The organism is Streptomyces sp. NBC_00727, assembly GCF_045161745.1.
Classification (GTDB): Bacteria; Actinomycetota; Actinomycetes; order Streptomycetales; family Streptomycetaceae; genus Streptomyces.
The window spans coordinates 2,839,852-2,852,270 of record NZ_CP108981.1; the positions used below are offsets into that span (position 1 = coordinate 2,839,852).

The 12,419-nt window shown below is 71.2% G+C and carries 10 protein-coding genes and 1 tRNA gene; 3 read left to right on the forward strand and 8 right to left on the reverse strand.

Translation table 11 applies throughout. From position 1 onward, the window contains the following. The first annotated feature begins 207 nt into the window (after nucleotides 1-207). Nucleotides 208-1,317, forward strand: coding sequence for a hypothetical protein (locus OG242_RS12695; protein WP_405898268.1), 1,110 nt, complete (start codon nucleotides 208-210; stop codon nucleotides 1,315-1,317). Between the two features lie 526 nt (nucleotides 1,318-1,843). Then, a complete protein-coding gene (locus tag OG242_RS12700) occupies nucleotides 1,844-3,136 on the forward strand; it encodes a hypothetical protein (protein WP_405898269.1) in 1,293 nt (430 codons plus the stop codon). 234 nt (nucleotides 3,137-3,370) lie between these two features. Here OG242_RS12700 and OG242_RS12705 read toward each other — a convergent pair. The 7 genes from OG242_RS12705 to galU all read right to left on the reverse strand — a co-directional run bounded on the left by OG242_RS12705 (nucleotide 3,371) and on the right by galU (nucleotide 8,782). Continuing rightward, a tRNA-Ala gene (locus OG242_RS12705) sits at nucleotides 3,371-3,444 on the reverse strand. Nucleotides 3,445-3,541: 97 nt separating this feature from the next. After that, the gene (gene glpR / locus OG242_RS12710) at nucleotides 3,542-4,666 is read right to left on the reverse strand and encodes a gephyrin-like molybdotransferase receptor GlpR (RefSeq protein ID WP_405898270.1); all 1,125 of its coding nucleotides are present in this window, start codon (nucleotides 4,664-4,666) and stop codon (nucleotides 3,542-3,544) included. A gap of 137 nt (nucleotides 4,667-4,803) precedes the next feature. After that, nucleotides 4,804-5,415 (reverse strand): GNAT family N-acetyltransferase, encoded by a 612-nt coding sequence (locus OG242_RS12715; RefSeq protein ID WP_405898271.1) that lies wholly within the window; start codon nucleotides 5,413-5,415, stop codon nucleotides 4,804-4,806. Between the two features lie 17 nt (nucleotides 5,416-5,432). Then, on the reverse strand, nucleotides 5,433-5,945 hold the full coding sequence (locus OG242_RS12720) for a molybdenum cofactor biosynthesis protein B (protein ID WP_405898272.1): 513 nt from the start codon (nucleotides 5,943-5,945) through the stop codon (nucleotides 5,433-5,435). Then, entirely contained in the window at nucleotides 5,942-6,442 is a 501-nt protein-coding gene (gene moaC / locus OG242_RS12725; RefSeq protein ID WP_093708401.1) for a cyclic pyranopterin monophosphate synthase MoaC, read from the reverse strand. Before moaC ends, OG242_RS12720 begins: the two co-directional genes overlap by 4 nt. A gap of 122 nt (nucleotides 6,443-6,564) precedes the next feature. Then, a complete protein-coding gene (glp, locus tag OG242_RS12730; protein ID WP_405898273.1) occupies nucleotides 6,565-7,875 on the reverse strand; it encodes a gephyrin-like molybdotransferase Glp in 1,311 nt (436 codons plus the stop codon). A gap of 4 nt (nucleotides 7,876-7,879) precedes the next feature. Beyond that, nucleotides 7,880-8,782 (reverse strand): UTP--glucose-1-phosphate uridylyltransferase GalU, encoded by a 903-nt coding sequence (gene galU, locus OG242_RS12735; protein WP_405898274.1) that lies wholly within the window; start codon nucleotides 8,780-8,782, stop codon nucleotides 7,880-7,882. Nucleotides 8,783-8,889: 107 nt separating this feature from the next. Between galU and OG242_RS12740 the strand changes: the two genes are divergently transcribed. Then, nucleotides 8,890-9,474 (forward strand): 5-formyltetrahydrofolate cyclo-ligase, encoded by a 585-nt coding sequence (locus tag OG242_RS12740; protein WP_405898275.1) that lies wholly within the window; start codon nucleotides 8,890-8,892, stop codon nucleotides 9,472-9,474. 25 nt (nucleotides 9,475-9,499) lie between these two features. Here OG242_RS12740 and OG242_RS12745 read toward each other — a convergent pair whose 3' ends face one another. Beyond that, complete coding sequence (locus tag OG242_RS12745; RefSeq protein ID WP_405898276.1) at nucleotides 9,500-12,253, reverse strand: penicillin acylase family protein; 2,754 nt, start codon at nucleotides 12,251-12,253, stop codon at nucleotides 9,500-9,502. Between the last annotated feature and the right edge of the window lie 166 nt (nucleotides 12,254-12,419).

Sequence of the window (12,419 nt, forward strand, 5' to 3'; positions counted from 1 at the left end):
ATGCCCGATCTCCCTTTCACATGCGACTGCTTGGGGCCACAGGGCTGTGCCCGTGGCGGTTCCGAGGCGGGCTACCGTGGCCACGTCCGGCCAGGAACGCCCGGCCAGGAGATCGGCGATGGCCTGCCGGTTCACGCCGGATGCTTCCGCGAGGCCACGCAGGCTGAACCGCCGCTCAGTCATGGCTGCGGTGAGAATCCTTGCGATGTGCTGGACAGCGACGGCGCCGGGGTCAGCGACGTCCGCGTGGGGCCAGGCTTCCGGATCGCGGGCAAGCTCGCGCGGCGGGGTTCGCCGGTTCATGCCACCGACCATTGTGTTGCACTCCTTTACGTGAAGATCGTCGCCGATCCCTTCACTGGCTGCTTGACCAGCCGGTGGGATTGGTCTGTGACACTGAACCCGCAGGTCTCCGCCCGTATCCGCCGCTACCGTCCCCGACTGCCACCGGAGCGGTGGGGACCGGTGGCCGATCAGGTGCGTGCCACGGTCGCAGCAGCCGCCCCGGCCACCTGTTACGAGGCCGGACACTTGCTCCATGTAGTCGGCCGCCTCGCCGTCTGGGCCGACAGCTGCGGACTGCCGCGCGATCCTGGGCTGTGGCTGCGGACCGAGACGATTGATCTGTTCATCCTGCGTGGGCTGACCGGGCGGGTGGGAAGCAGCCGGCAGACCTTCCGCACCTGGCTGCGGCGCACCCGTGAGGCACTGGTGTGGGTGGAGCGCGGGGAGGCCCCTGCGGTCCGGATCTCCGCCAATCGACGACCTCAACCACCGTACGAACTCAGCGAGTTGGCCCGGTTGGGCGGGTGGGCCGAGTTGCTGCCGGGGCGGGCCCGGCTGGACGGGCTGGCGATGATGGCCCTGACGGCGGGCTGCGGGCTCAACCCGGGCGAGCTGCCCACCGTACGCGGCAGTGATCTGCGCATCACCGACAGCGGCATGGTGGTGATCGACGCTCCGTGGCTGGGACGGCTGGTGGCCTGCCGCGCGGAGTGGGAGGCGACGCTGGCCGAACTCGCTCAGATCGCCGGGAACAGCTACCTGTTCCGGCCCGGCCGGAAGGTTGAGGCAGCAAAGAATCTGGTGTCTTCCTGGCCCGCCCGGCACCGGCCGCATGCCGGTCTGCCCCCGCTCTCCGCGCGACGGCTGCGGACCACCTGGATCGTGGACCTGCTGCGACAGCGCATCGATCCGGCCCTGGTCGCCCAGGCTGCGGGCATGAACTCGGCTGCTTCCCTGGGCCCCTACTTCCACTGGGTGCCGCCGCTCGCGCCCGAGCAGGCCGCCGAACTGCTGCGTGGACAGAACCGATGATGCACCGGCCGGACGACCCCGCCGCTCCGGCCGCTCATATCCGACAGCTGCGGCCCAAACCGCCGCTGAGCGGACCTGCGGAGATCCCTGACTCCAAGGTCGGCCAGTTGCTGACCCTGATCGACCGCTCCGGTATTCCCCAGGAACTCGAAGAACTCATCAAGGGCCGTCCCGGCCCCAAGGGCATGCGCCCGCGAGTGGTACTGGCCGGACTGCTGCTGGCCGTGTACTACAACAACCGCGCCACCATTGCCGACGCCTGGCGCATCCTGCACTACAGCCTCAGACCCAGAGCACGCGGCTGGCTGGGCATCCCGGACTGCCCCCACGTGATCCCTGGGCGCGTATCGCCTCCAGCAAGCGCCTCTACCGGGGCCTGGACACGATCACCACTGCCCTGGACCCGGCCCGCCACGACCGCCGTTCCCGTCTGCCCCTGCGCCTGGCCGATTTCCACGCCGCGATCTGGGACAGCCCAGAGGGCCAGCAGGCCGCCGCCCGGCTGCAGGTCCTGACAAACCGCCTGGTGCTGACCACGGTCCGTATGGCCCACCAGCGCGGATACCTGCGCGGCTGGAACGGCGACGTCGGTGTGGACGCCACCGACATCCCCGTGAACACCCACCCTCACAGCCCCCGGCGCGGTACCGCCTCGACCGACATCACCGCAGGCTGGCACTTCAAGGGCGGCACCGGCGATAAAGTCTTCGGCTACAGCGCGACCCTGGCCATCGCCGCCCACCACCGCGACGCGGACAACAACCCATCCAAGGCGTACCCCCAGCTGTGCCTGGGTTTCGAACTCGATACCCCCACCGTCCGCACCGGCCCCAACGCCGTCACGGTCCTCACCCAGCTCACCGAACTCGGCCTGCCCACCGGCATCCTGGCTGCCGACCGCGCCTACACCGGCTGCAGCCCACCCACTTTCCAGACGCCCGTCCGCCGCCTCGGCTACCGCCTCGCCCTGGACTACAAGGTCAAAGAGCGAGGCATGCAGGGCAGCTGGCAAGGAGCTCCACTCGTCGACGGCTCCCTGCTGTGCCCGCTCACGCCGGCCCCACTCGTCCACGCCACCACCGGCGCCGACGACGACACCGTCCGCGCGCCCGGCGACGCCCTCTGCGAGAAGATCGAGGCCCGCGGCCCCTTTCACCTCAAGCTCAAGCAGGGCCCGGACGCCCGTGGCTCGATCCGTGTCCAGTGCCCCGCCGGCGGCTCCTGCCCGTCGGTCAACTGCGCACGCCACGACCGGCTGCATCCCCGCGCCTCCGCCACAATGCCGGCCCGGGTGATCGACCTCGATGCCCCGCAATTCCGTACCACCCACTCGGCGGCCCGTCCCACCGTCCACGTCTCCGACGCCGAACGTCTCGCGCCACCACCGAAGGAAGCCCTGCCCGCGGTGTGCGGGGCAGGCTCGGTCACCGTGCCCGCCGACGCCGAGGGGACCGACTGGCGTCTGGCCAAGTACCGCCAGGACGTCCCCTACCTCCGCACCCCCTGGCTGAACACGTACAAACCCATCCGCAGCCACAACGAAGGCGCCAACGGCCGCTTCAAGAGCGGGGCCCTCGACATCGGCAACCGCAAGCACCGACCCGCCCCGGGCCAGGTCACTCAGGCCCTCTTCCTCGCCCTGATGCTCACCGTCGCGAACCTGAGAATCCTCGAGACCTGGCTCACCGAACGGGACGGACCCGACGAGCTCACCGACGCTGACTTCGACACCACCGGTCCGCTGCCCCCGCTCAGTACCCCGGCCATCACGCTGCCGAGGACAAGCAGAGGGCGCCACCCGCCTCCACGCTCTCGCTGAAACCAGCCCCGTACGACAACTCCAGCCCACCCGCGCACGCCGATCACCCCACAGACCGGCGTGCACACCCATGCCCGCACACAGGCAGACGCCCGTACGGCGCCCACCGAACCACCCCGACGTACGCACCCAGACCTCCTGACGAGCCCAGAAACGACGAAATCCCGTCCGATCGAAGTGATCGGACGGGATTTCGTGAACCGCTTACGAGCTGACTCGTGAACGGCCCGTGCGTGGACCTGTGGGGATTTGAACCCCAGACCCCCTCGATGCGAACGAGGTGCGCTACCAGACTGCGCCACAGGCCCTTGCGACGTGTGAAACTCTAGCACCCTCTACGGGGTGCTCGGAAATCCGTTCCGCGCTGGTCAGCCGTGGCGTGGGGCACGGGCGTCCGGCGCGGGGTCACTCGTTGGCGGCGCGGGGGCGGTCGCCGTCCTCGTACTGGTCGAAGAGCGGGGTGCGGCCCCGGTCGCGGGAGCGGCGGGACTGCGGGGAGCGCTGGCGCGGCGCCGGGTCGACCGGGGGTGCCGCGGTCTCCGGCTGGGCGGGCTCGGCGGTGCTGGAGCGGGCCGCGCTCCAGGTCTCCGGGTTGCCGACCTCGACGCCGCCCGTGGCGCGCGGGGCGACCGGGGCGGTGACGTAGGTGGGCAGCGGCACCGGGACGGGCTCCCAGCTGTCGCCCTGGACCCGGCCGCGTTCGCGCTGCTGGTCGACCCACTCCGCGTGGTCCGTCTGCTCGACGAGGGCGCGGCGGCCGGCCTCCTGCGGGGAGACCGTGGGGGTGGGCTCGGGGGCCGGGTGGCGCGGCTCGGAGTCCTCGTCGGTGTCGGCCGGGGCCGTGGCGGCGGGCTGGTGGCGGCGGGGGCGGTTCTCGCGGAGCCGCTGGGCCGCCACCTCGGCGCGGCGCTGGTCCATGGTGAAGGCGAACCGGCGCCGCTCGTGCGCCCGCAGGTGCGCGATGTACGCGCTGAGCAGGACGGCCGGGACCGCGGGCGCCCACAGGAAGCGCAGGCCGCCGACGGCGGCGACGATCGCGCCGAGTGTGAAGGCGAGGAAGAGGACGACGGTGGTGCGCCGGCGGCGCGCGAGGACCTGGAGGCGCTGGGCGCGCCGGGCGCGTTCCGCGTCGATCCCGCCGGGGCGCGCGCGACGGGCGGGCCCGGGGGCCGCGGGTGCGGCGCCGCGCCGTTTGCGCGGGGCGCGCTCCGGCGTGGCGGCCGGGTCGTGGATCCGGGCCTCGGTGTGCGCTGGAGGCGCGGCGAAGGCCCGGACGTCGGCGGAGTCCTTTCGGTCCGCGCTCAAGCCCGGGTCGGCGTCGGGCGCCGCCTCGTCCTCGGTGCGCTCCTGCAGCCCCTTGGCATAACGGCGCTCCATCGCCGCCCGGCCGGAAAGCAGCCGAATGGCGGTGCTGAAGCGCTCGGTCGGACGCTCCTCGTTCAGCTCGTCCTGCCTGCGGAGCCACATCGGCACCAAGTAGGCGGCCCAGGCCCCGACGATGACTGCGTAGATGAGGCCGCTGCTGCTCACATCTCACACCGTAGAGGGGTTTGCATGGAGGCATCCGCCAATTGGCGCGGTGTGTCGCACGATCCGGCCGATATCCCGGACTTTTTTTGTGATTGTTCAGATCAGCGGACCGAAAGGCAATTCGAACACATTTCCTATTACGAGGAAGGCGCCGGCCGGTCAGGGCGCGACCGGTGCCATCTCCGCAGCAGCCCGTCCGGCACCTCCTCCGCCGTCAGCGCGTAGATGAGGTGGTCCCGCCAGGCCCCGTCGATGTGCAGATAGCGCGGGCGAAGGCCCTCCTCGCGGAATCCGAGTTTTTCGACGACCCGCCGGCTCGGCCCGTTCTCGGGGCGAATGCACACCTCGACGCGATGGAGCCCCACCACCTGGAAGCAGTGGTCGACGGCGAGCGCGACGGCGGTCGGCATCACCCCGCGCCCGGCCACCTCCCGGTCCACCCAGTAGCCGACGTGCCCCGAGCACATCGAGCCCCAGGTGACCCCGGCGACGGTCAGCTGCCCGACCAGCCGGCCCCGGTACTCGATGGCGAACGGCAGCATCCGGCCCGCGTTGGCCTCGGAGCGCAGGTGGCGGATCATCTGCCGGTACGTGGGCCGCTGGGCGACCGGTCCGCCGGGCGCGGGCGGCGGGACCGTCGCCTCCCAGGGGCGCAGCCAGTCCCGGTTGCGGCGGTTGACCTCGCGCCACTCGCGCTGGTCGCGCAGCTTGATGGGCCGGAGGGCGACATCGCCGTCCGCCAGGATCACCGGCCAGGTCGGGACGTTCAGCTCGGGCTCCCGGGTCGGGGGTGGTCGCCGCCGCGCAGCTGGTCCACGGCGTGCACCAGGAGCCGTTCCAGGACGGCGAGCCCGTCGCGCACCCCGCCGGTCGAGCCGGGGAGGTTGACGATCAGGGTGCGCCCGGCGACGCCCGCCAGACCGCGCGAGAGCGCGGCGGTGGGGACCTTGTCGCGGCCCTCGGCCCGGATCGCCTCGGGGATGCCGGGGACCTCGTGGTCCAGGACGCGGCGGGTGGCCTCGGGGGTGCGGTCGGTGGGTGAGATGCCCGTACCGCCGGTGGTGACGACCACGTCGTACGCGTCCGCGACCCCCTCGCGCAGGGCCTGCTCGACCGGGTCGCCGTCGGGGACGACCCGGGGGCCGTCGACCGTGAACCCGAGCCGGGTCAGCGCCTCGGCGATCAGCGGCCCGCCCTTGTCCGCGTAGACCCCGGCGGACGCGCGGTTCGACGCGGTGACGACGAGGGCGCGGTACGGGGACGGGGGCCCGGCGCTCACGCCTCGGCTCCCGGCGGCGCCGTACGGACGTAGTCGCCGGACTTGCCGCCGGACTTGGCCTCCACCCGGACGTCCGTGATGACCGCGGCCTTGTCGACGGCCTTGACCATGTCGACGACGGTGAGCGCGGCGACCGAGACCGCGGTCAGGGCCTCCATCTCCACGCCCGTGCGGTCGGTGGTCTTCACCGTGGCGGTGATCTCCACCGCGTCGTCGGCCACGCTCAGCTCGACGCCGACGCCGGAGACGGCCAGCGGGTGGCAGAGGGGGATCAGGTCCGGGGTGCGCTTGGCGCCCATGATCCCGGCGATCCGCGCGGTGGCGAGGGCGTCGCCCTTGGGCACCCCCTCGCCCCGGAGCAGCTCGACGACACGCGGCGACACGAGGACCCGGCCGCTGGCACGGGCGACGCGCGCGGTGACGTCCTTCCCGGAGACGTCGACCATACGGGCGGCACCCGCCTCGTCGATGTGCGTCAGCCTGTTCTGCGTACTCAACTCACTCCGCCTAGCGGTAGGGCGCCGGATTCCCCGGTGCCCGCACCGGGGCGCGGTCCGGGGGCCGGGGGGTGTCCCCCGGACGGCACAGCGCCAGATACCGTACCGCCACCGCGCCCCGGTCAGCGGAGCAGGATCACCTCGGTGTCGGCGCCGGGCTCGGCTGAGGTGACGTCCTCGGGCAGCACGATCAGCGCGTCCGCCTGGGCGAGCGCGGCGATCAGATGCGACCCGGAACCGCCGACGGGCGCCACGGTCCCGGCCTCCGCGTCGTACGTCCCGCGCAGGAACTGGCGCTTCCCGGCCGGTGACGACAGGGCCTTGTCCGCGACGAGGGTGGCCTTCGCCGTCGGGCGGTCGGCCGCGGGCAGCCCCATCAGGGTGCGGATCGCGGGGCGGACGAACAGCTCGAAGGAGACGTAGCTGGAGACCGGGTTCCCGGGGAGGGCGAGCAGCGGTGTGTGGTCGGGGCCGATGGAGCCGAAGCCCTGCGGCTTGCCCGGCTGCATGGCGAGCTTGCGGAAGTCGACGCCGCCGCCCGGCTCGTCCTCGTCACCGACCGAGGACAGGGCCTCCTTGACCACGTCGTACGCGCCGACGCTGACGCCGCCCGTGGTGACGACGAGGTCGGCGCGGATCAGCTGGTCCTCGATGGTGGCGCGCAGGGTCTCGGCGTCGTCGGCGACGGCTCCGACGCGGTAGGCGATGGCGCCGGCGTCCCGGGCGGCGGCGGTGAGGGCGAAGCTGTTGGAGTCGTAGATCCGGCCGCCGGTCAGCTCGCCGCCGGGCTGTACGAGTTCGCTGCCGGTGGACAGGACGACGACGCGGGGGCGGGGGCGCACCTTGACGGTGGAGCGGCCGATCGCGGCGAGCAGGCCGATCTGGGGCGGCCCGATCACCGTGCCCGCCTTGAGCGCGAGGTCGCCGGGGCGCACATCGCTGCCCCGTCCGCGGACATGGGCGCGGGCCTCCGCGGGGCGGTGGACGCGGACCTCTCCGCCGGCGCCCTCGGGGGCGTCGCTGTGGGCGCGCATCGCGGCGGCGGGGCCCTCGCCCGTACCGCCGTCGGTCCACTCGACGGGGACGACGGCCTCGGCGCCCTCCGGGAGGGGGGCGCCCGTCATGATGCGGGCGGCCTCGCCGGGGCCGACGCGCCGGCCGTCGCCGAGTCCGGCGTCGCCGGCGGCGACGTCGCCGATGACGGTGAGGACGGCGGGGAACTCCTCGGTGGCGCCCTCGACATCGGCGACGCGGACCGCGTAACCGTCCATCGAGCTGTTGTCGAAGGGCGGCAGGGCGATCTCCACGACGACGTCCTCGACCAGGACGCAGCCCTGGGCCTCGGGCAGTTGCAGCTCGATGGGTTCGAGCGGCTTCACCGCGGCGAGGATGTCTTCCAGGTGCTCGTCCACCGACCAGATCGTGCTGCTCAACGTGCTACATCTCCTCGGTGACGTACCGGCGGAGCCAGCTGCGGAACTCCGGCCCCAGATCTTCACGTTCGCACGCGAGTCTGACAATGGCACGCAGATAGTCGCTGCGGTCGCCGGTGTCGTAGCGGCGGCCCTTGAAGACGACGCCGTGCACGGGGCCGCCGGCCTTCTCGTCCTCGGCGAGCAGCTGCAGGGCGTCGGTCAGCTGGATCTCGTTGCCCCGGCCCGGCTCGGTCCGGCGCAGTATGTCGAACACCGCGGGGTCCAGGACGTAGCGGCCGATCACCGCGAGGCTGCTGGGCGCGTCGGCGGGTTCCGGCTTCTCGACCAGGCCGGTGACGCGTACGACGTCCGCCTCGGCGGTGGGTTCGACGGCCGCGCAGCCGTACTGGTGGATCATCGAGGTCGGGACCTCCATGAGCGCGATGACGCTGCCGCCCTCGCGCTCCTGGACCTCGGTCATCCGGGACAGCAGCGGGTCGCGGGGATCGATGAGGTCGTCACCGAGGAGTACGGCGAAGGGCTCGTCGCCGACGTGCGGCGCGGCGCACAGGACGGCGTGGCCCAGACCCCGGGGGTCGCCCTGGCGGACGTAGTGCATGGTGGCGAGGTCGGTGGACTCGCGGACCTTGCGGAGCCGGTCGGCGTCGCCCTTGCGGGTCAGGGCGCCCTCCAGCTCGTAGTTCCGGTCGAAGTGGTCCTCCAGGGGACGCTTGTTGCGCCCGGTGACCATCAGCACGTCGTGCAGTCCGGCGGCCACCGCTTCCTCGACGACATACTGGATGGCAGGCTTGTCGACGACAGGCAGCATCTCTTTGGGGGTGGCCTTGGTGGCCGGCAGGAAGCGGGTTCCGAGGCCCGCCGCCGGGATGACGGCCTTGCTGATCCTGGGGTTCGACTGGGTCATGCGCTGAACCCTAACGGGGTCACATGGGCGGAAGATGAGCCTCCGGTTAACTTTGTCCTCATACAGCCCTGTACGAGAGGCCGACAGGTACCCCGTTGAACACCGACATGTCCGCAAAGGCGCTGCTGCGGCATGAACTGCTCGCCGCACGTCGCCTCCTGACGGACCAGGACGCCGAACGTGCCGCCGCGGTTCTCGCCCGCCACGCACTCGCACTCCCCGAGCTGGGCGGTGCCCGCACGGTCGCCGCGTACGTCTCGGTGGGGCGCGAACCGGGCACCCGCGCGCTGCTGGACGCGCTGCGCGCGCGGGGCGTACGGGTGCTGCTGCCGGTGCTGCTCACCGACAACGACCTGGACTGGGCACCGTACGAGGGCGCCGAGGGCCTTGTGAAGGCGGGGCGGGGGCTGCTCGAACCGGCCGGCGAGCGGCTTGGCCCCGACGCGGTCCTGGAGGCGGACGCGGTGCTGCTGCCCGGTCTCGCGGTGGACGCGCGCGGCATGCGCCTCGGGCGTGGCGGCGGCAGCTACGACCGGGTGCTGGCGCGCCTGACGGCCGCCGGGGCCACGCCCGCGCTGGTCGTCCTGCTGTACGCGAACGAGGTGGCCGAGCGGGTCCCGGCGGAGCCGCACGACTTCCCCGTGCACGCGGTGGTCACACCACAAGGCCCCCGGCGCTTCGGCGTGAGCTGAAGCACCGGGGGCCTGCGGGGAGCGCTTACGGCTTGAGCGTCAGCGTGTCCGTCGTCGTCCCGGCCACGGCGTTCGTGCCGTAGGACCAGGGCAGCAGCTCACCGTTGACCCATTTGTCGGTCTGGTCGGTGTAGTGCGCGGCGAACGCGTGCCCGGAGGCGCCGGTGAGGTTGATCCAGCGGGACTTGTCCCAGTCCCCCACGTTGACGACCATCCGCATCGACGGCACCCAGACCACCTCGTAGCCGCCGGCCGCGTTCCAGCCGGTGGCGTCCACCGCGGCCTCGCCGCCGCCGAGGTTCCAGGGTCCGCGGTTGAGGACCCGCTGGAGGAGGCCGGGGCCCTCGGTGCCGAGGGTCTGGTTCTTCAGGGTCAGCTGGTGCAGCCGGCCCCAGTTCCAGGTGGTGATGTCCTTGCCGAGCTTGGCGGTCAGCTCCCAGCGGGCGTCCTCCATGGCGCGGGCGAACAGCTGGTCGCGGGTCTCGGTCGCCTTGTCCTTGCGGTTCTTGGGCGACTTCCACCAGTCGCTGTCCGGCTTGTCCATGAGGTTCGCGACGACCTGGTACCAGCGGTCGCCGCCGTCGGGCTGCGCGGAGTCCGGGGCGCGCTGGCCGCACTCGCGTACCAGCCGGTCCTGCTCGTCGACCGGGCCGGAGCTCTTGGCCGGGCGGACGTTCAGGCACTCGCCCTCGACGCGCATCTCCTTGGGCAGCTTGTCGCCGAAGGCGAGCTTGAGGATGTTGCGCCAGACGCCGTTGAAGTACGCGGCGGCGGCCGAGTCGGCCTCCTGGGTGTAGTCCCAGCCCTCCAGCAGCTTCTGCGCCTGGCGGACGTCCTTGTCGGAGACGTTGATCTTCAGCAGTTCGGGCACCAGCAGCGCGGCGATCTCGCTGGTGTTGTCCATCTGCATCTTCTGCATGTCTTCGGTCGAGATCTTGCCGCCGCCCTTGATCTTCGACTGGACGAGGTCGTTGATCCGCTGGCTGCGGCTGCCGTAGCCCCAGTCCTTGGTGAGCAGGTACGGGTACGTGTCCTCGTCGATCACGGCCTGGTTGGCGGTGACGATGTAGCCGCGCTCCGGGTCGTACTCGTAGGGCAGCTCGTCGAACGGGATCGGGTCCTTCTTCCAGCCGTACGCCGAGGACCAGCCGGGGCTGGGCGTGGTGCCGTCACCCTGCTTTCGGACCGGGATCCTGCCGGGGGCCTGGTAGCCGATGTGGCCCTTGGTGTCGGCGTAGATCAGGTTCTGGGAGGGAACCTCGAAGTGCTGGGCCGCCTTGCGGAAGGTCGTGAAGTCCTTGGCGCGGTTCAGCTCGAAGACGGCGTCCATGGAGTGGCCGGGCTCCAGCGCGGTCCACTTCAGGGCGACGGCGTAACCGTCGGCGCGGTCCGGGGCGGAGTTGGTGACGGGGGCCTTCTGGCCGACCTTCTCCAGCTCGCTGTTGCGGTCGGAGACCAGTGGGCCGTTGTTGGTCTCGCGGACGGTGATGTGCCGGTCCTTGCCGCCCGCGACCTTGATGGTCTCCTCGCGGGTGGTGAAGGGCTTCGTCTTCCCGTCGTACAGGTAGCCGTCGGCGGAGACCTTCTCCAGGAAGAGGTCGGTGACGTCGGCGCCGAGGTTGGTGAAGCCCCAGGCGATGTCCTGGTTGTGGCCGATGATCACACCGGGCATGCCGGAGAAGGTGTACCCGGCGGTGTCGTACTTGCAGGTTTCGGAGACCTGCCGGCAGTGAAGGCCCATCTGGTACCAGAGCGACGGCAGCATCGGCGCGAGGTGCGGGTCGTTGGCGAGCAGCGGCTTGTTGGTCGTCGTGTACTTACCGGAGACGACCCAGGAGTTCGAGCCGATGCCGGTGCCGTTCGGGCCGAGCAGTGCGGGGATCTCGTCGAGGGTGTCGGAGAGCGCGCCGAGCTGCGTGTTCAGGCCCTCGGTGGCACCCGTCACGGTGTTCGCGCCGCTGCCGTCGGTGTCGGTCGCCTTGGGGTCGAACTTTCCGGTGGCCGAGGAGATCGCGCCCTCGGTGACGATCGGCTCGTGCTTGTCGTACGGGTAGTCCGGGTAGAGCTGCTTGATCTGGCCGGCGTCGAGCCGGCTCGTCATCAGCGAGCGGTCGATCTCGTCCTGCATGTTGCCGCGCAGGTCCCAGGCCATGGCCTTCAGCCAGGCGACGGAGTCGACCGGGGTCCACTCGGACGGCTCGTAGTCGTTGGTGAAGCCGAGCGCGGCGTACTCGAGGGAGATGTCCTTGCCGTCGCGCCCCTTGAGGTAGGCGTTCACGCCGTCCGCGTACGCCTGGAGGTTCTTCTTGGTCTCGTCGGACAGGACGGTGTCGTACTCCTCCTGCGCGACCTTGCGCCAGCCCAGCGTCCGCAGGAAGGAGTCCGTCTCGACCTGGCCGGAGCCGAACATCTCGGAGAGCCGGCCGGCCGTCAGGTGGCGGCGTACGTCCATCTCCCAGAAGCGGTCCTGCGCCTGGACGAAGCCCTGGGCGCGGAACAGGTCCGCGTCGGAGTCCGCGTAGATCTGCGGGATCCCGTAGCCGTCGCGCTTGACCTCGACGTTGCCGGAGAGGCCGTCGATGTGGATGGTGCCGTTGGTCTGCGGGTACGAGGCACGCACGGTGGACACGGACCAGTACGTCCCGTAACCGATGCCCGCGACCAGCGCCAGCACCAGGACGAGCACGAGCAGGCGGGCGCGGCGCCCCTTCTTCTTCTTGCGCGGCCCGCCACCGGCGGTACCGGTGGATCCGGAAGAGGCGGTTGTTGTGGCGGGCATCGCTGTCCTTCGAGGGCAGGGCGGTCCTGGGAGTGCAGGAGCAACCATAGGCGCAGCGCGTAACCCACTCGGACGCGGTATCAGGATGGCTCGAATTGCGTAGCGATCGTACGAATACTCGAACGCATCAAGAAAGCGTTAAAGATTAGGTAAGGTAACGAAGTAC

Coding starts and splice junctions, on each gene's coding strand:
- OG242_RS12740 (WP_405898275.1), top strand. CDS start 8,890: ATGTCCGCAAAGGCGCTGCTGCGGCATGAACTGCTCGCCGCACGTCGC.
- OG242_RS12745 (WP_405898276.1), bottom strand. CDS start 12,253: ATGCCCGCCACAACAACCGCCTCTTCCGGATCCACCGGTACCGCCGGT.
- galU (WP_405898274.1), bottom strand. CDS start 8,782: ATGACCCAGTCGAACCCCAGGATCAGCAAGGCCGTCATCCCGGCGGCG.